Raw genomic sequence first — 16,240 nt, forward strand, 5'->3', positions numbered from 1 at the left:
CACTAACTTAACTTAAACTTTTGCTTACCACCAAGCTTCTGCTTGAACACCAACTTGGTAGGTGTCTTTGGAAGTATTGCCTTCGAAGACTTTCTTGTCTTCGTCGTTAGCCAGGTAGGAGGCGAACACACGGATTTCCGGACGGGCCCAGAAGCTGGAACCGGCAGACCAGGCTTGTGCCAGAGTCAGCTTGTAACCGGAATCATCTTCGGTAGTACCGTTGGTGGACTTGTTCTTGTCCTTGAAGTAACCACCTTCAAAGATGGTCTTGTTGAAGTCATCCCACTTGTACATCGGGCGAACAACGGCAGACATGGTTTCATACTTGTCGTTGGTATCCCACATCTCGTTGCCTACACCGTAGACCAACTGGTGCCCCATCTCCCAAGAGTTACCCATCGGGATCACACCCCAGTTGATCAAGCGATAACCATCAGCACCATCTTTGGCTTCAGCACCGTACCAGGAACCATCACCGTAGAAAGCCATGTTTTTGGAGTAGCCTTCGGTACCGTATTGCAGCACAGTCTTGTTAAAACCACCCAACACGCCTTGAGTCAGCTCAGCTGTCAACATGACACCATTTTTCGGGTCTTTTTTCAGCGCTTTCTGATCATTGGTTTCATTAACCAGAGCGTAATCTACGCCCAATTCCAGAGAAGCTTCATTCCACAACGGGATGCCGGCATAACGCAGGTCCAGGGTGTTGACATTCAGATCTTCGTTCTTGGTATAAGTAGACTCTTCAATGTAATTACCAGTCTTATTACCATTGGCATCCAAAACATCTTTCTTGGTTACGCCGGTTTTGGTGTACTCGCCGAATACATCTTTTGCACTGCGGTCATTACGTACCCATGCGAAAGAGACTTTACCCGGACCAGCCTGGATGCCTTCGATACCAGCGCCAGCACCGGAGATGTTCCAGTAGTAGAAGTCGGAAATGTGGATGTCATGGCGTTGATAGTAACGCTTACCAGCCCACAGGGTTGCTTCAGGTGCAAAGTTCAGCAGGCCTTTAGCTTGTACGTTGAACTGACGCAGAGCGAAGTCGGAATCACCGTTGCACTGCTTGGCATCAAAGTTACAAACGGTACCGGTACCTTCCCAGTCGTTGGAACCGTTGGAGGTCATGGCAAACATGGAGTCAACATAGAAAGTCTTGCCATCTTTGTTGAAAACTTCCTGACCCAGCTGAACTTCACCATAAGTATCGTTTTCGTTACCCAGACGGCCAACTTTATTGACGTTGTATTTGACCATGTCGCCATCGCCAGAAACACCGACACCGGAACGCATGTAACCGTGGAAATCTACGGCAAAGGCGGCTTGGGAAGCCAGGGCGGCAGTAACAGCTGCTGCAATCGGGAGCCACTTCATTTTCATTGTCATATTCCTTATTTCCCGCAGTGAGGAGTGTGATCCTTAATATTTAACTTCTTATCACCACGTAATCCTGTTGGTGATAACCGAGGTCGATTATAGGGAGTGGGGCACACCACAAATATGAGCAGACTCACAAAATGGCGACAAATCGCTCGGCAAACGATCGCCACAACACCAGCCAGCAAAAAACCAACAATCAATGCAACGAGTAACCAATAAAAACACAAACCAAGCAATCCCAATAAACTTGAAAGCGTTACCAACAATTAATTCGCGGCAGAACCAAAGTCGTTATTTTACGATTGAATGACAAAAACATGACTGAGATCGCTTTCAAGATTGAACTTTTATTTGGACGACGGGTCCGCGGTGCGCTTGAAACCATTACGCCGATGGAATACAAAAAGGGGAAAATATCCATCCGCCACTATCGACAATAAGAATGGGAAATATGCTTGCTGAGTGAGATGACATTTGTGCAAATAACAATCCCCTGCCGGGTAAAGATCAGGGGATTGATATGGCTCTATTTCAGAGAATATTCAGGGTTGAATATCCCAGTTTTGCAACCAGCCGAGCGCCACCCGTTCGGGTTCATCGTGCAGGGTGGCATCCAGTTCCAGTGGGGGGACAACCCGCGCGGCCCCCAGTTCCTGCAGCAACCCGTCGAGGTGGCGGCCAGCGCCGCAAAAATGGGTGTAGCTGCTGTCCCCCATGGCAATCAGGGCATACCGCAACCCCTTGAGCCAGGGCGCATTGTCAGCGAGCTCAGTGGCAAAGGGTTGCAGGTTGGGCGGAATATCCCCCTGCCCTGTGGTGGCACTGATCAGCAATAAAAAACGGCTGGGGTCGATGTCCGTCAGCCGTGCTTCTTCATACAGAGTGCAGTGATGGCCCTTGCGTTCCAGCTCATCTGCCAGCGTCTCGGCCACCAGCATGGCTGCGCCATAGACACTCCCTACCACGATATCGATCTGTGCCATTTTCTGCTCCCTGCTTTAGTCGCTATCTTGAGCAACGCTCTTGAGCAACTCTATCAGCAAGCTGGCGTCAGATGCCACCCGATAGGGGCCGGGTAACAGGGGTTTAGTAATCGCTCTCGCTGGCGGGCCAGCCCAGTTCCGCAAAAAGCTGCAACAGCTGCGGGCCAAGGGGGGCCTGAATACGCATCGGTACCTTGAGCACCGGATGGGTAAAGCTTAAGGTGCGGGCCACCAGCAGCAGTCGCTCACAGCCATACTGCTCGCGATAGAAACGGTTATGCCGGCCATCACCGTGGCTGGTGTCGCCAACAATGGGATGGAACAAGTGAGCCATGTGGCGACGCAGCTGATGCTTGCGGCCGGTTTTCGGGAACAATTTGACCAAGCTGTAGCGACTGGTGGGGTGCTTTTTGGAGACCGCGTGAGGCAGCTCGACCTGATGCAGGCGACGGAAGGTGGTGACGGCATCTTGCGCCGGACGATCGGGGGCGCTCATGGCATCGGCAATTTTATCGAGCTGCTCCTTGAGGGGATAGTCGATCACCCCCTGCTCGGGCGCCCAGCCCCGCACCAGCGCCAGATACTCTTTGTGTACCTGACGATGGGTAAACGCCTCGGTCAGGGTTCGCGCCACAGCGGGACTGAGGGCAAACAGCAGTACCCCGGAGGTGGGGCGATCGAGCCGGTGCACCGGATAGACATGGCGACCGCCGATCAGATCCCGGGTCATCTGCATGGCAAAACGGGTCTCCGCCTTGTCGAGCCAGCTGCGGTGCACCAGCAGACCAGAGGGCTTGTTGACTGCCACCAGCCACTCATCCTGATAGAGCAGGGTTAATTTGAGTGATGGCTCTTCCACGACTGGCTCAGCGGTCACGGCTGCAACACTCATTGCTCAGCCACTTTGCCGGAGAGCAGCAGATCGAAGCGGGCGATCAGGCGCAGCAGCGCTTCTGCCTCGACCAGATCGTTTTTATAGACTTCGCTGGCCATGGGATAGAGGGAGACGCTGGTCGGTAACGGTGCCTGCAGCATCACCAACTGCTCCATGCGCGGGATCAGCACAAACTGCAGCCACTGGTCAAAGCTCAGGGTATCGACACAAAACGGCAGAGTGCTTGCCAACGCATCGTCAGCGGGATGTTCAGCTTGCCAGCGTTCGAGGCGTTGCAATTCGGCGGTGAGTTCCCCCAACAGGCCGGCTACCAGCAAATATTGATTCATCTCGTACTCATCCTCATTACCACAGAGTGATCCGGTATGGCTGGTAAGATGCCAGCTCAAGCGACGACCTTGGTGGCCAGCTGCCGGTAAAAAAGGGCGCTACTATACACCGCCCCCCGCAGCGCTGCCATGCTGATCTCTGCCGTATCCAGCGACTGCTGCCACTGGCTATCCACGGCAAGGGCCTTATAATCGGCCCGCATCACCCTTAGCTGGATCTCACCATGTCTGCGACGCCAACGCCCATCAATACCCCCATCAATACTCTGACCGAATTTTTGACCCAGGCTGGCACCCAGTTCCAGCTGTTTGACATGGGCCGCCAGGTGCGGCCACTGGCAAGCGATACCTTTGTCCGCATCGAACAACAGCAGGAACCCTACCCCTGGCCGCTACAACAGCACGCTTGGCTTGGCGTGCACTTCTTCCAGCCGAGCGAATCGCGCCACTACCTCTGGTTCCTCAAGTTTGCCCTCGATGAGCGCGGCCTGCTGATGTCAAACGGCCCCAAGCTGTTTATGGATCAGGTGGTGGAGACCCTGGGCTACCAGCTCACCGGCGAGCTGGATGAAGAGAAGGCCCAGCGCCTGGCTGACAATCCCTACACCTTCCGCCCGGCAGAGGCCAAGATGGCCAGTCTGCACGCCAAGCTGGCCCGCCAGCTGGAGCAGGCACCGTCAGCCTATTTCGATGCCCTCTGCCACTATCTGGCCGCCCCCAACGACAGCGGTTGGCAAGCGCTGGGGCTGCAGGGCTTTGCCGATTTGGCCGAACGGCTGCATGACGAACGCAATCTGGCGCTGGTCTGCAAATCGTTGCCCAAACTGCCACACGAGCCGCTCTATGCCTTGTGCCAGAGCCTTGAAAACGCCCCACTACCACCGGCAGTACAAGGGGCCTTGCTTGAGCGGATCGGCAAGGAACAGGAGTGCGCCTCCCCCAATCCAGAGACCCTGGCCTATCTGTGCCGCGCCATGGCCTCCTGCCCCGGTAGCACCTTGCGCAGCAACAAACTGCTGACTCTGCTGCAAACCCAACCGAGCCCGGCACTGCTGCTCGCCATTGCTGGTCGACTCTGGACCGATCTGAAAGATGCCAATCTGCTCAGCGACTATCTGGAACAGCTGGCACTGCAACCGACCCAGTTCTTCAATCAGGTTTTTGCCGAGTTGGTCACTTTACCGGCCCTGCGCAATGATATGCTGGCCAGACTGCGCGACCCCGACCGTAGCGATGCGCTGGGCAAGGCCATTGGCCGCCTGTTTGCTTCAGCCTGATCCCCTGGCACCACGGGGAATGGCGACGGAATAAAAAATAACAAGGAAACCGGGTGTGCCAAACAGGACTCCCGGTTATCGACATCACGATAAGGAAGCCCGCCTATGGGAGATATGCTCGCCATTTTGTTGCTAATTGCCGTTGCCGGTCTGTTCTGGCTGCAACGCCGTCAGGCTGAATTGGCCTGGCAATATATGCGCCGCTACTGCCAGCACCATGATCTGCAACTGCTGTCACTGGCCCGCAGCCGTCGTGAGTTGGCGCGCCATCCCCTGCGGCTGCTGACCCACTACCAGTTTGAATTTTCCAGTGATGGCGAGAGCCACTATCAGGGCACCCTCAAGATGCAGGGTCTGCACGTCGTGGGAGTCGATCTACCACCACATCGCATGCCCTCTGTCTGATCCCCCGTCTCGTCTCTGCGCCAAGGGGGCGCGCCTGACTATAATCTCAGCAATGAGTTAAGGGAGAGACGAGATGGAACCCCTTGTCCACGATCTGCCAGCCCTGTTTGCCCAGCTCGGGATGGCCAACGACGAGTTGAGCCTGCACCGCTTTGTGCACGACCATCACCTCGACAATCAAACTCTGCTGCCGGAGGCGAATTTCTGGAGCGCCGCTCAGGCCAGCTTTCTGCGCGATGCCCTGTGGCACGACTCCGACTGGTGCGAGGCGATCGACCTGCTCGATGTGATGCTGCGCCAGCCCCGCTAAGCCGCCCACCCCTTTCCTCCCCAGCCGGCTTTGGTTAAGATCCCGCCCCGATATCGCCCTCCCCTTCTCACCCAGAGCATGCTTATGTCCGCCCACGAGATCATCCGAATTGCCAACGAGTTGGCCGCCAAAGGGTTCACCCCCACCACCGCAATGGTCAAAGCGCGCTTAAGCCAGCCGGTGCCGATGGCCGAGTTGCTGAAAGTATTGAGCCAGTGGAAGCAGCAGCCAGCCGCGTCTCACGAGCGTGAGAGCCTACCGGAAGTTGCGCCCCAGCCAGCACCTGAGCTCACCCTGCAACAGCTGAGCGAGCAGCTCGCGCGCATCGAACAGAAGGTGGATCGGCTGACCGACCTGCTCATCCAGCAGGGACAGCGCTGAGCCATGTATATCGTCGAACTCTGCTTTGAGTGCTACCGCGATACCTCCCTTGGCGAGGCCGAACGGGCCATCGTCAACTACCTCGACATGCTGCGCTATCAGGGCCAGATCCTCGGGCGGGAGTTCCCCACCAGCATGCAAGAAGGCTATTTCGTCAGCCGGGTGGTCTGCCCGGAGCAAGATAGCCTGCACCCGGACAACCAGAGCGATCAGGTAAAACTGGCTGAACAGCAGCTCAATCAGGCCGGACTGCTGGCACCGAAACTGCAGTTGCAGGGGGCAGATTTACTTTCAGACAGTACCGACCCTTGTGGCGAGCAGGGTGAGCGGCCGAGCTGGATGCTGCTCTACACCAGCTTTTTGCACACCTGTTCACCGCTGCGCTGTGGCGATCACTTCGCCCCCATCCCGCTCTACCAATTACCCGCCGTCGCCAATGGCGATCAGAAACAGATCATCAAGTGGCAGGAGGATTGGGAAGCCTGCGATCAGCTGCAGATGAACGGCTCCATCGCCGAACATGCGGCGCTGCACGAGATTGGCGAGGTGGGCAGCCGCCTCTACCGGCGTGGTAGCGATCTTGCCAAGCGGCTGGAAGTGCTGAGCGGCATCCCCACCTACTACTACCTCTACCGGGTCGGTGGTCTGAGCGCCGCCGAGGAGAAGGCGCGCCCCTGCCCCAGCTGTGGCGGTGAGTGGGCGCTGGATGCGCCGCTGCACGAGATCTTCGACTTCAAGTGCGACAGCTGCCGACTGGTCTCTAATCTATCTTGGGATTTCAAGGATTGAGCCTCGCTCGCACGGGCATCGACTCACTCCGCTAACAAAAAGGCCTTGCCATTCGGCAAGGCCTTTTTCATTGACCAACAGGTAACGGGCGCGCTTATTGCGGCAAGGTCTCCAGCCGCTCAAGAAACGCGGGCAGAGAGGGGGCCAGCGGCAGGCGACGGCCAGAATCGAGCCACTCCAACCACACCTGACCACTCTCGTTATCCAGTGAGATGAGCGTCATCTCGTTGCGGGTGGTGGCAATAAAGATGGAGGGGGCGCGCTTGAGCTTGCGCAGCATCAACAGGTGGCCAATGAGGTTCTCCCTGAGCAGGTCGAGATCCGCGTCGTTCCATGGCAGGATCAGTTCAAGGCGCAGCCCCTTGAAGAGGCAGGGGATGGGGCGGCTGAACCAGTGACCAAACAGGGCGATGGCACCGGGGTGAATCGTCAGCTCAAGGGCTGCGGCCATGGCGGTAAAATCGGCAGGCTCGGGGCGATGGTGCGGGCGCCAGGCCACCCGACCATCAGCGGGCTCACCAAGCTGGCAGGGGGAACGCCAGTCCGCCTCCCACTCGCACAAGGGCAGGCCTCTTCTGGCCTCGCCATCCCGTTGCCAGCGGGCAAAAAAGTGCTCCAGGGCAGACAAAACTTGATCCGACATCGAAAATCCCCACAATTGCTGGCAAAGTCCGCTATTGCACCATCAATCAGGGTGACAGACAAGGCTGCCCGACCACAGCCGTTCGACGCCCGATAACGGGGCATGCTTCATCCCTTACCAGCTCAAAATCGCTTGGTATCAGTGCAATAGCCCCATTTCACCTTCCGTTCATCCACGCTTTATGAGCACATTACGTGAGTAAATCTGTGAACAAACAAGATAGATACGCCGGGGCCAGCGCCCTGACCGGCCTGAGCCTGGGCCAGCAAGCCGACTACATCAGCCAATACACCCCCTCCCTGCTGCAGCCGGTGCCCCGCAGCCTGAACCGGGATGACCTCCAGCTGGGCGATGCCCTGCCCTTTAGCGGCTGCGATGTCTGGACTCTCTACGAACTCTCCTGGCTCAATGCCAAGGGCAAGCCGATGGTTGCGCTCGGTGAGGTGACCATTCCGGCCACCAGCATGAATCTGATCGAGTCAAAATCCTTCAAGCTCTACCTCAACTCGTTCAACCAGACCCGTTGCGACTCCATCGATGCGGTGGCTGCGATGTTGACCAAGGATCTGAGCGCCTGTGCGGGGGAGACCGTCAAAGTCACCCTGTTCCCCCTCGATCAGGCACCGCATCAGATTGCCCTGCTGCCCGGCGAGTGCATCGATGAGCAAGATATCGAGGTAGACAACTACCAGTTTGACGCCGCCCTGCTGCAAGGGGCGGCTGGCAGCGAGCAGGTAGAAGAGACCCTGCACAGCCACCTGCTCAAGTCCAACTGTCTGGTGACCAGCCAGCCAGACTGGGGATCTGTGGTGATCCGCTACAAGGGGCCCAAACTCGATCGGGAGAAGCTGCTGCGCTACCTCATCTCGTTTCGCCAGCACAACGAGTTCCACGAGCAGTGCATCGAGCGGATCTTTATCGACCTCAAGCACTACTGCCAGCCAGCGCAGCTCACCGTTTATGCCCGCTATACCCGTCGCGGCGGTCTGGATATCAACCCGTTCCGCTCCGATTTTGAAGTGGTGCCTGCCAACCTGCGCCTGATCCGTCAGTAACCACTGACTGCGCGGATGGGGCCAGATACTGGCCCCTCTATCCCCCTGGTGCCCCCGGCCACGCGGGGCGAACAGTGACAGGTGCAACCACAACCTGCCCACAGTAAACACTGGACTCGCAGGGGGAGGCTTGGATAACATGCCTTCACCTCCGCGCCGTCCATAATCCAATGAATCAACTGTTTTTTCTGGCCATGATGATGTCTTCTCTGTCCGCCCCCAATCTGGACCTGGACCGAGAACAGCTATCTATCGATCTGCAGCAAGCACAATCAATGGTACTGACCGACCCAGCCAAATGTGTCCAGATCACCTCAGCCTTCCTGACCCGCGCGGCCAATAATTCTCAGCAAATCATCAACAATCGCCAAGAGTTTGGCTATCGAGAGCCGATCCTGAGCTATAGCACGGTTGCCCAGACTATCGGGGCTCACCTGCTCAAGGGGGAGTGTCTGCTGCAACTGGGCCAGTACCAGGCTACCCAGCAAGCGCTCGATCAAGCGATGGCACTGGCTGACAAAGAGCAGCAACCAGAGCTCAAAGCCCACGGCCTGTACCTGAAAATTCGCAGTCAGGGACTCCGTCAAAATAGCCAAAGCACCAGCCACAGCTTGCTTGCCGAACTGGAAACCCTGCTGGCGAAACCCAATCTAAAACAGAGTCGGTTGCAGGTGTATAGCCGCCTGCAACGCACCAGCTACGATATCGACACTCAACATTTTGATGATGCCAAAGCCCATTTGGCCGAAGCGCGGATCTGGGCAGCCAAAACCCCCGATCCCCTTGCCAGCGCCTGGGTCAGTGCCATCAGTGGTGACCTTTATCGCTCGCTGCAACAGCCACAACTGGCGCTGGGGGAATATATTGATGCCCTGCAGCAGGCCAAGAACCTCAGTGATCCGCTGTTTCTCGGTCTGCTATCGAACCAGATCGTCAAACTCTATCAGCAGGAGCATGAACCGCAGAAAGCGCTGCAATATGCCAATGAGGCGGCCAACTATTTTCACTCCATCGGCAACCCGTCGCTGCTTTGTGACTCCCTGATGGTGCTGGCGCGACTCAACCGTGATCAGGGCGACCTCAATATGGCGCTGGTCTATTTTTTCAATGCGCTGGACTTGCTCAATGACGAGACGAGTCGGCCAAAAAGCTCGCTGCTCAAATACGAGATCGGCAAAACCTATCTGCAGAGTGGCAATCTCTCGCTGGCCAGCAACTACCTCAACGCCGCACGTCAATCCCATGAGCTCAATGATGCCAAAGAGCCACTGATCGACACCCTGCTATTACTCGGTGAGCTCTATCTCAAGAAGCAGGAAGCGGCCATCGCCATCTTGCAGCTGGAAAACGCGCGAGCACTGGCCAACCAGATTGGCGATACCCGTCGTCAGTTCGAGGTATTCCGCCTGCTCTCGCTGGCATATGAACAGAAAGGGTATGTACGCCAAGCCCTCGACAGCTACAAACGTTTCCACCGGTTGGGTGAAGAGGTGCGCCAACAAGAGATTGCCCTGGAACAAGCCGCAATCCGTGATAACTATGTCCAGGTCGAGCGGGTACAACATATCAAGGAACTGGAGCAGCAACTTAACCACAGCAAGCACCAGCAGGAACGCTATCTCTGGTCAAGCATCACCACCAGCCTGCTACTGGCGCTCTTTATCTACCTCTTCTTTACCCTCTGGCTCAAGTTGCGTACCACCCGCCTGCAACTCAAACGAACCGGGGAGGCCTTGCTGATCGAGCCACGATCCGGGCTAGCCAACTGGCAACGATTGATGAACCGCTGGCCGAGGGAGATGGCCAAACGCCAGCTGAAATCAGATCGCTGGTATCTCAGTGAACAGCCCTCCAGCGAGTTTGATGACAAGCTGCATTATCTGCTGTTCCGCGTCCCCTTTCTGAGCAACACGCTCGAGCAGCATGGTTATCAGGCCAGCAGCGAGATTGAGCTGGCGTTTGGGGCTTATGTCGATACCTTAACCCCGCAAGATGGCCGTATCTATGACCTGCGGGAAGGGCACCTCCTTTATGTCGTACCGCAGCGCCATGTCGCCAACCTGCATCAGTTGGCCAGTGACCTGCTACTCGCTATCTCAGCCTTCCCGTGTCACTACCTACTCGATCGCCGGGTAAGCCTGGGGATTGTCAGTCACCCCTTCCTGCCCAAGGCGGCAACAGCGCTTGATCACAATGGCCTGTTTGATCTCTGTTACCTTGCCCTGTCGGGAGCCATTCAGCTCAGTGAAAAACACCAGCAAAACGCCTGGCTGGAGCTCGCCGCCATCGATTGTCAACAGGCAGCATTTTTTAATGGGGATGTGTGGCAATGCGGCCTGATGGCAATTGACAAGGGGCTGGTAAAAGTCAATTCTTCTCATGAAAAGCAATGGGTTAATTGGCATCAGCTTGCAAGGAAGCAAGTCATTGATGACCGACCAGCAATATAGATAACAGCCAGAGCTCGACACCGGGTTTTACTACTGTTGCTATCAAACACCAAAAACAATAATGACAACAGGGCGACCTGATAATGAATGACATCGCTGCCGTAGCAGGACAATTAGCCAGGCTCAGGGAATCCCTTCAGCAAAAACAGCTGGAACTAGACGGTGTTCTCTCTTTCTCCGATGCTGAGCGGGCTCGCGGCATCCTGTTTATCAACAAGTTGATGCTCTCCTGCCGTGGCTTCGATCGTGAACTGGACAACCGTTTCGCCAAACTCAAATCCAAACTCGATAGCAATCCGGCCTTCACCGCGTTAGAAACCGATCTGCTGGCCATTGAAAAATTGCTGCAACAACACAGTAATGCGCTGGAAGAGTCGATAACCCTGACCCAGAGCGCCATCGAACTTGGCTCCAAACAGCTGAAAACCATCAAGGGCTTCCCCGAAGATACCCGCAAATCCCTCAAGGAATTTCTGGCCAGCCCGACGGGCTATGGCATTGCCGATCATCAGCGCAAGGTGATCAAATTGCTGGAGTTTTACCAGCAAGCAATCAAGATCCAGCTACTGCCCTCCGCTACCGAGCAATCAGCCGCCAGTCATCCCTCCGGTAACGACATCACGCCGGATCCAGATCCCTTTGATCTTAAGGATCACGCTCGCATTGCCGATGAGCTGCAGCGGCTGATCACCGAACTCGATTTTGCCGGATCCATCGGTGAAAGCCTGGCGGATATCCGTCGCCAACTGCTGGTCGGGGTCAATCCCGGTCTGTTGGCCGAAACCTGTTTGCAGGTGATCGAACTTATCATCGAAGGCACCCGTGAGGAGCGCACAGCTTCCCGCGCGTTCCTGAGCTCCCTCAACGAGAGTCTGTCAGCAGTCCATGTCGGGTTTACCGAGTCACTCGATGAAGGCCGGGCGCTGCAAAATGAGACCACGGAAACGCGCAAAGCGCTGGTCAACCAGCTGCAGGCTATCGACCATTCGCTGGCTCACCAACACACCTTTGATGCACTCAAACAGGCCATCTCCGGCCATATGGGTGCCATCAATTTGCTGTTGCAAGATCGCGATAACACAGCCACCAGAGAGCGCCATCTGCTCACCCGCCTCTCGAGCATGGAGTCCAAGTTGCGGTTGATGAAGGATGAGACAGCCGAATACAAAAAGCGGCTGACCATCCAAAAACACAAACTGTTCCTCGACAGCCTGACTCAGGTCCACAACCGGGCCGCACTCGATGAACGGCTTGAGCAGGAATACAAACGTTGGCTACGTTACGGCAGCCCGCTATGCATGGCGATCATCGACATCGACCACTTCAAGAACATCAATGATAACTACGGCCATCTGGCCGGCGACAAAGCTTTGAAAGTGGTCGCCAAGGCCCTGCAAAGCGCCCTGCGTGATACCGATTTTATTGCCCGCTTTGGTGGAGAAGAATTTGTCGTGCTGCTGCCCAACATCAACCCAGACAAATTTCAAACCCCCCTTGAAACCTTGCGTCAGACCATCAAGAGCATCCCGTTCCGTTTTCGTGATGCCAAGGTAGAGATCACCATCTCTATCGGTGCCACCCTGTTCAAGGAGGGTGATAATCCGTCCGATGTATTTGAGCGAGCAGATCAGGCGCTCTATCACTCCAAACACGGCGGACGAGACCAGGTGACACTGGCCTGATCGGTGACTAAAAAAACAGCGATCAGTCCCCCCCCTATTTCCCTCACCCCACCCTTGCCACTACTATCAACTTCAGGGGATGCAACATGGCGTCCCCTTTTCTCCCCAGGGAAAAACACAACGATAACAAGATGAGTAAGGGGAACCTATGATTACGCACATCAATCCCGTCGGCAGCATGGACTTGCTGTCGCAGCTTGAGGTGGACCGCCTCAAGCAAACTGCCTCCAGCGATATCTATCAACTGTTTCGCAACTGCTCGCTGGCAGTGCTCAACTCCGGTAGCCATACCGACAGCTCCAAGGAGATCCTGGAGCGCTTCAAATCGTTCGATATTCATGTGATCCGGCGCGAACGCGGGGTCAAGCTGGAGCTGTTCAATGCTCCCGAGCACGCCTTCGTTGATGGCGAGATCATCCGCGGCATTCAAGAGCATCTGTTCTCGGTACTGCGCGATATTCTCTATGTCTCCAATCAGCTCGAATCCAACCGCCTGGTCAACCTGACCAACTCTACCCATATTTCCAACGTGGTGTTCGCCATCCTGCGCAACGCCAAGGTGATCCTGCCGGGTGCCGATCCCAACCTGATCGTCTGCTGGGGTGGTCACTCCATCAATCAAATTGAGTATCAGTACACCCGTGCAGTGGGCAGCGAACTGGGGTTGCGCGAACTCAATATCTGTACCGGCTGTGGCCCCGGCGCCATGGAAGGGCCGATGAAGGGTGCAACGGTTGGCCATGCCAAGCAACGGGTACGTAACGGTCGCTACATAGGTCTGACCGAACCCTCGATCATCGCCGCAGAACCGCCCAATCCCATCGTCAACGAGCTGGTGATCCTGCCGGATATTGAAAAACGGCTGGAGGCCTTTGTCCGTCTGGGCCATGGCATCATTATCTTCCCGGGTGGGGTCGGTACCGCCGAAGAGCTGCTCTATCTGCTTGGCATCATGATGCACCCAGCCAACGAGCGGCAGCCGATCCCGATTATTTTGACTGGCCCGAAAGAGAGCGAAGATTACTTCCGTGCTATCGATGATTTCATCAAGGCCACCCTGGGTGAACCGGCGACCAAGCTGTATCGGATTATCGTGGGCGATGCACCGGAAGTGGCTCGCACCATGAAAGAGGCGATGCCGAAGATCCGTGAATATCGCAAATCGGTCGGTGATGCCTACTCCTTCAACTGGTCGCTCAAGATTGAGCCGGAATTCCAGCTACCGTTTGAGCCGGATCACGCCAGCATGGCCGGCCTGGATCTGCATCGCAATCAACCGCCGCAACTGCTTGCCGCCAACCTGCGTCGGGCCTTCTCAGGCATAGTCGCTGGCAACGTCAAGGAAGGGGGCATTCGCGCCATCGAGAAAAAGGGCCCCTTCAAGCTGCATGGTGACAAGGAGCTGATGCACCTGATGGACAAGCTACTGGAAAGCTTCGTTAAACAGCAGCGAATGAAGCTACCTGGCAGCCAGTATGTGCCCTGCTACGAGATAGTGCGCTGACGATCGTCAGCAAGCAGGCATCGCAATACGAAGGGAGGGGCGCACTGGCGCCCCTCCCTTTTTACTCTCTGGCGTGCGGATTACACCGAAAAACTCCCATCAAGCCAAGCAGTTGCTACAATAGCGCGTCCTGACTGCCAAGAGTGCCCCATGCCACACCTGCTTATCATCGATGCCCTCAACCTCATTCGCCGTCTGCATGCGGTGCAAACCCAGCAGGCGCTGACACCGGCCCAGGCGCTGGTTGCCACCCGTGCCAACCTTATCAATACCTGCCGTAAGCTGCTCGCCAATAGCGAACCGACCCATGTTATAGCCGTGTTCGATGGGGAGATACACAGCTGGCGCAAAGGGGTTTATCCGGCCTACAAAGAGGGGCGCACCCCCATGCCCCCCGAGCTGCGTGAAGGGCTGGCGACCCTGCAGGATGCCTTCTGGGAGTGTGGGGTCGATGCCCTGCTTTCCGAGACCGATGAGGCGGATGACCTTATCGCCACCCTGGCCTGCGGCATCGCCAGTCACGGCCATCAGGCGACCATCATCTCCACCGACAAGGGGTTCTGCCAGTTACTCTGCCCGCAGATCCAGGTTCGCGACTACTTCAACAAACGCTGGCTGGATGCGGCCTTCGTCCAGCAGCAATATGGAGTGGAACCGGCTCAACTGGTCGACTTCTGGGCTCTGACCGGTATCAATGGTTCCAATATCAAGGGGGTACCCGGTATTGGCCCCAAAACCGCAACGCAATTGGTGCAACAATACGGGAATTTAACGGCCATGCTGGCCGCTTGCCAGCAAGAGGACGCCAGTAAACTCCTGCTCAAGTTGCGCCAGCATCAGGAGGATGCCTTGCTAGCCCAGCGGCTGGTGCGCTTGCAACGGGATATCGTGCTGGGGTTCAACCTGCGGGACATCCGTTACCCGCCTCAGCCAGGGTGAATTACCGAAGAAAAATGCAGGCAAGGGCGCGAACCATGACGAGACTCACCCTCGCTGTTGATGAAAATGAGTAGAATGTAAAGGAATGTGGTTGGTTTGCTGAGTAAATGCTATAAAGCAGCCCCATCCTCCCCTATACCCTGGAAGTGGAACCCTCTCATGTCCAAAAGAAAAATTACCGTGGTCCCCGGCGACGGCATCGGCCCCAGCATCATCGAATCAGCCATCCAGATCCTGACCCATGCGGGCTGCGATTTTGAATACGAATATGCGGATGCCGGTCTGGTTGCCCTCGAAAAACATGGTGAGCTGCTGCCCCAGGCAACCCTGGATCTGATTGAGAAGAATAAGGTCAGCCTGAAAGGGCCATTGACCACGCCGGTCGGTGGCGGTTTTACCTCGATCAACGTCTCCCTGCGCAAGAAGTTCAACCTTTACGCCAACGTACGTCCGGTTATCTCCTTCAAGGGCACCAAAAGCCGTTACGAGAACATAGATATCATCACGGTGCGCGAGAACACCGAGGGAATGTACTCGGGTGCCGGTCAGAAGCGCAGCGATGACAACAAGAGCGCCGAGGCGATGAGCATCATCACCCGCGATGGAGCCGAGCGCATCGTCAAGTTCGCCTTCGAGTTGGCTCGTCAGGAAGGGCGCAAGAAGGTCACCATCATCCACAAGGCCAACATCCTCAAATCGACCTCTGGCCTGTTCCTCGAAGTGGCTCGCGAAATCGCCAGCCACTACCCGGATATCCAGAGCGAAGAGATGATCGTCGACGCCGCCTGCATGAATCTGGTGATGTATCCGGAGCGTTTCGACGTGATGGTCACCACCAACCTGTTCGGTGACATCCTCTCGGATCTCTGCGCCGGTCTGGTGGGTGGTCTGGGTATGGCACCGGGTGCCAATATCGGCGATGGCGCAGCCATCTTCGAGGCGGTGCATGGCTCTGCTCCCGACATCGCGGGCAAGAACATTGCCAACCCGACCTCGGTGATCCTCGCCTCCATCCAGATGCTGGAGTACCTCGGCATGCAGGATAAGGCGGAGCGGATCCGCGAGGCAGTACGAGCTACCATCGAATCCGGTGATCGGGTCACCCGCGATCTGGGCGGTAGCGCCTCCACCAGTGAATTCACCCAGGCGATCATCGATCGACTGTGAGTTAATCCATTGATTTAAAAAGGGAGCTTCGGCTCCCTTTTTTAT

Annotated in this window: 17 protein-coding genes; 11 read left to right on the plus strand and 6 right to left on the minus strand. The window is 56.3% G+C overall.

The genetic code is table 11. The features are described from left to right. Positions 1–24 precede the first annotated feature (24 nt). The 5 genes from BN4575_RS01265 to BN4575_RS22020 all read right to left on the minus strand — a co-directional run bounded on the left by BN4575_RS01265 (position 25) and on the right by BN4575_RS22020 (position 3,796). On the minus strand, positions 25–1,386 hold the full coding sequence (locus BN4575_RS01265; protein WP_068976807.1) for a maltoporin: 1,362 nt from the start codon (positions 1,384–1,386) through the stop codon (positions 25–27). Between the two features lie 542 nt (positions 1,387–1,928). Then, a complete protein-coding gene (locus tag BN4575_RS01270; protein WP_068976808.1) occupies positions 1,929–2,369 on the minus strand; it encodes a flavodoxin in 441 nt (146 codons plus the stop codon). A 103-nt stretch (positions 2,370–2,472) separates the two neighbouring features. After that, positions 2,473–3,261, minus strand: coding sequence for a tRNA pseudouridine(65) synthase TruC (truC, locus tag BN4575_RS01275; RefSeq protein ID WP_068976809.1), 789 nt, complete (start codon positions 3,259–3,261; stop codon positions 2,473–2,475). Continuing rightward, on the minus strand, positions 3,258–3,593 hold the full coding sequence (locus BN4575_RS01280) for a YqcC family protein (protein WP_042020055.1): 336 nt from the start codon (positions 3,591–3,593) through the stop codon (positions 3,258–3,260). The genes truC and BN4575_RS01280 overlap by 4 nt, the downstream gene beginning before the upstream one ends. A 56-nt stretch (positions 3,594–3,649) precedes the next feature. Continuing rightward, the gene (locus BN4575_RS22020) at positions 3,650–3,796 is read right to left on the minus strand and encodes a hypothetical protein (protein WP_172953935.1); all 147 of its coding nucleotides are present in this window, start codon (positions 3,794–3,796) and stop codon (positions 3,650–3,652) included. Positions 3,797–3,817: 21 nt separating this feature from the next. Between BN4575_RS22020 and BN4575_RS01285 the strand changes: the two genes are divergently transcribed. From BN4575_RS01285 to BN4575_RS01305, 5 genes are all read left to right on the plus strand, one after another. After that, on the plus strand, positions 3,818–4,870 hold the full coding sequence (locus tag BN4575_RS01285) for a DUF3549 family protein (RefSeq protein WP_068976810.1): 1,053 nt from the start codon (positions 3,818–3,820) through the stop codon (positions 4,868–4,870). A 105-nt stretch (positions 4,871–4,975) separates the two neighbouring features. After that, positions 4,976–5,275 (plus strand): DUF3301 domain-containing protein, encoded by a 300-nt coding sequence (locus tag BN4575_RS01290; protein ID WP_042020053.1) that lies wholly within the window; start codon positions 4,976–4,978, stop codon positions 5,273–5,275. Between the two features lie 73 nt (positions 5,276–5,348). Beyond that, positions 5,349–5,585 carry a DUF2789 family protein gene (locus BN4575_RS01295; RefSeq protein WP_068976811.1) on the plus strand — a complete coding sequence of 79 codons (237 nt, stop codon included), beginning with the start codon at positions 5,349–5,351 and terminating at the stop codon, positions 5,583–5,585. Positions 5,586–5,669: 84 nt separating this feature from the next. Continuing rightward, entirely contained in the window at positions 5,670–5,966 is a 297-nt protein-coding gene (locus BN4575_RS01300; protein WP_068976812.1) for a hypothetical protein, read from the plus strand. Positions 5,967–5,969: 3 nt separating this feature from the next. Beyond that, positions 5,970–6,755 carry a Zn-ribbon-containing protein gene (locus tag BN4575_RS01305; RefSeq protein ID WP_068976813.1) on the plus strand — a complete coding sequence of 262 codons (786 nt, stop codon included), beginning with the start codon at positions 5,970–5,972 and terminating at the stop codon, positions 6,753–6,755. 94 nt (positions 6,756–6,849) lie between these two features. On the opposite strand, the gene BN4575_RS01310 is transcribed toward BN4575_RS01305, so the two are convergent. Next, a complete protein-coding gene (locus tag BN4575_RS01310) occupies positions 6,850–7,398 on the minus strand; it encodes a SecY-interacting protein Syd (protein WP_068976814.1) in 549 nt (182 codons plus the stop codon). Positions 7,399–7,604: 206 nt separating this feature from the next. Here BN4575_RS01310 and queF point away from each other — a divergent pair, with 206 nt between their 5' ends. From queF to BN4575_RS01340, 6 genes are all read left to right on the plus strand, one after another. Beyond that, positions 7,605–8,453, plus strand: coding sequence for an NADPH-dependent 7-cyano-7-deazaguanine reductase QueF (gene queF / locus BN4575_RS01315; RefSeq protein WP_068976815.1), 849 nt, complete (start codon positions 7,605–7,607; stop codon positions 8,451–8,453). Positions 8,454–8,623: 170 nt separating this feature from the next. Beyond that, positions 8,624–10,903 carry a tetratricopeptide repeat protein gene (locus BN4575_RS01320; protein ID WP_068976816.1) on the plus strand — a complete coding sequence of 760 codons (2,280 nt, stop codon included), beginning with the start codon at positions 8,624–8,626 and terminating at the stop codon, positions 10,901–10,903. 83 nt (positions 10,904–10,986) lie between these two features. Then, positions 10,987–12,585 carry a GGDEF domain-containing protein gene (locus BN4575_RS01325; RefSeq protein ID WP_068976817.1) on the plus strand — a complete coding sequence of 533 codons (1,599 nt, stop codon included), beginning with the start codon at positions 10,987–10,989 and terminating at the stop codon, positions 12,583–12,585. Between the two features lie 148 nt (positions 12,586–12,733). Continuing rightward, the gene (gene ppnN / locus BN4575_RS01330) at positions 12,734–14,089 is read left to right on the plus strand and encodes a nucleotide 5'-monophosphate nucleosidase PpnN (RefSeq protein ID WP_068976818.1); all 1,356 of its coding nucleotides are present in this window, start codon (positions 12,734–12,736) and stop codon (positions 14,087–14,089) included. Positions 14,090–14,239: 150 nt separating this feature from the next. Then, complete coding sequence (gene xni, locus BN4575_RS01335; RefSeq protein WP_068976819.1) at positions 14,240–15,028, plus strand: flap endonuclease Xni; 789 nt, start codon at positions 14,240–14,242, stop codon at positions 15,026–15,028. A 159-nt stretch (positions 15,029–15,187) separates the two neighbouring features. Beyond that, positions 15,188–16,195 carry an isocitrate dehydrogenase gene (locus tag BN4575_RS01340; protein ID WP_068976820.1) on the plus strand — a complete coding sequence of 336 codons (1,008 nt, stop codon included), beginning with the start codon at positions 15,188–15,190 and terminating at the stop codon, positions 16,193–16,195. Positions 16,196–16,240: the final 45 nt, after the last annotated feature.

This window comes from Aeromonas sp. EERV15 (genome assembly GCF_900079845.1).
In the GTDB taxonomy this organism is placed as follows: Bacteria; Pseudomonadota; Gammaproteobacteria; order Enterobacterales; family Aeromonadaceae; genus Aeromonas; species Aeromonas sobria.

What these genes read in the sequence shown, in the direction of transcription:
- BN4575_RS01325 (WP_068976817.1), top strand. Translation starts at nt 10,987, where the DNA reads ATGAATGACATCGCTGCCGTAGCAGGACAATTAGCCAGGCTCAGGGAA.
- BN4575_RS22020 (WP_172953935.1), bottom strand. Translation starts at nt 3,796, where the DNA reads ATGCGGGCCGATTATAAGGCCCTTGCCGTGGATAGCCAGTGGCAGCAG.
- truC (WP_068976809.1), bottom strand. Translation starts at nt 3,261, where the DNA reads ATGAGTGTTGCAGCCGTGACCGCTGAGCCAGTCGTGGAAGAGCCATCA.
- BN4575_RS01310 (WP_068976814.1), bottom strand. Translation starts at nt 7,398, where the DNA reads ATGTCGGATCAAGTTTTGTCTGCCCTGGAGCACTTTTTTGCCCGCTGG.
- BN4575_RS01295 (WP_068976811.1), top strand. Translation starts at nt 5,349, where the DNA reads ATGGAACCCCTTGTCCACGATCTGCCAGCCCTGTTTGCCCAGCTCGGG.
- xni (WP_068976819.1), top strand. Translation starts at nt 14,240, where the DNA reads ATGCCACACCTGCTTATCATCGATGCCCTCAACCTCATTCGCCGTCTG.
- BN4575_RS01265 (WP_068976807.1), bottom strand. Translation starts at nt 1,386, where the DNA reads ATGAAAATGAAGTGGCTCCCGATTGCAGCAGCTGTTACTGCCGCCCTG.
- BN4575_RS01290 (WP_042020053.1), top strand. Translation starts at nt 4,976, where the DNA reads ATGGGAGATATGCTCGCCATTTTGTTGCTAATTGCCGTTGCCGGTCTG.
- ppnN (WP_068976818.1), top strand. Translation starts at nt 12,734, where the DNA reads ATGATTACGCACATCAATCCCGTCGGCAGCATGGACTTGCTGTCGCAG.
- BN4575_RS01305 (WP_068976813.1), top strand. Translation starts at nt 5,970, where the DNA reads ATGTATATCGTCGAACTCTGCTTTGAGTGCTACCGCGATACCTCCCTT.
- BN4575_RS01320 (WP_068976816.1), top strand. Translation starts at nt 8,624, where the DNA reads ATGAATCAACTGTTTTTTCTGGCCATGATGATGTCTTCTCTGTCCGCC.
- BN4575_RS01300 (WP_068976812.1), top strand. Translation starts at nt 5,670, where the DNA reads ATGTCCGCCCACGAGATCATCCGAATTGCCAACGAGTTGGCCGCCAAA.
- BN4575_RS01285 (WP_068976810.1), top strand. Translation starts at nt 3,818, where the DNA reads ATGTCTGCGACGCCAACGCCCATCAATACCCCCATCAATACTCTGACC.
- BN4575_RS01280 (WP_042020055.1), bottom strand. Translation starts at nt 3,593, where the DNA reads ATGAATCAATATTTGCTGGTAGCCGGCCTGTTGGGGGAACTCACCGCC.
- BN4575_RS01340 (WP_068976820.1), top strand. Translation starts at nt 15,188, where the DNA reads ATGTCCAAAAGAAAAATTACCGTGGTCCCCGGCGACGGCATCGGCCCC.
- BN4575_RS01270 (WP_068976808.1), bottom strand. Translation starts at nt 2,369, where the DNA reads ATGGCACAGATCGATATCGTGGTAGGGAGTGTCTATGGCGCAGCCATG.